The sequence below is a fragment of the Bartonella sp. CE47NXGY genome (genome assembly GCF_042195415.1).
Classification (GTDB): domain Bacteria; phylum Pseudomonadota; class Alphaproteobacteria; order Rhizobiales; family Rhizobiaceae; genus Bartonella.
In genome coordinates, this window is record NZ_JBHIOI010000212.1 from 1 (window position 1) to 770 (window position 770).

1 protein-coding gene is annotated in these 770 nt (G+C 45.3%); it reads left to right on the top strand.

Features of this window, described 5'->3' with window-relative positions; translation table 11 throughout:
• On the top strand, positions 1-770 hold a 770-nt coding region (locus ACFIL3_RS10720), incomplete at both ends, for a DUF4815 domain-containing protein (RefSeq protein ID WP_375682273.1).

Consider the following 770-nt stretch of genomic DNA (forward strand, 5'->3'; position numbering starts at 1 on the left):
GACCCTTTTCTTGATGATAGTTACAGAGATGAAGGCTTTCAACAAACAGGTGCTGTAGGCAACGGCATTTTACAGCTCGCCATTGACCCAACATTCTATACTACTCCTTTAAAAGCGCCTGTCACCCTTGACTGGACAAATGAAGTGATCATTGCGCAAGAGTTGACAACGGCTTGCGAAAAAATCAACCCCTATCAAAATTTTGCACCCCTGCCTGGTACAGTAACCCTTGAACCCGCAACAGACTTCTGGCATGAACAGCGCACCGATTGGCTCTCGGGTATCACCAATCAAATCATCATGGGCTGGAACCGCGGCAGTACCATACGTAGAACAGAAGTAAGCGATAATTTCATCAACACACACCAAGAACAAATCGACTTTTTAAGACAAATTACCCTTCACTTTAAAATTGAAGGTTTTGGCAGTAGCGAAATCTTGGAAAGTCTTACCTTTGATGGTGTGAATGTTTTACCAAAGAGTCTCCTTATTGCCGATAGCAAGGGCACCCTTGAGGGCGCTTTCACGATTCCACAAAATATTACGGCTGGCACAAAAAACGTTGTGGCAAGGGGAAAAGGTGGAACCATTGCAACGGGGCTTTTTACCGGTCAAGGTCTGATTGATGTGAAAGTGATGCGGCGCACCACCACGGTGAAGATATGGACGCAAGTGGACCCACAAGCGCAAGTTTTTACCCCCGATGAAACACGGCAAATCACCGGTATTGACTTTCATCTTTGCAAAATCGGTAATGAGAACCATGATTT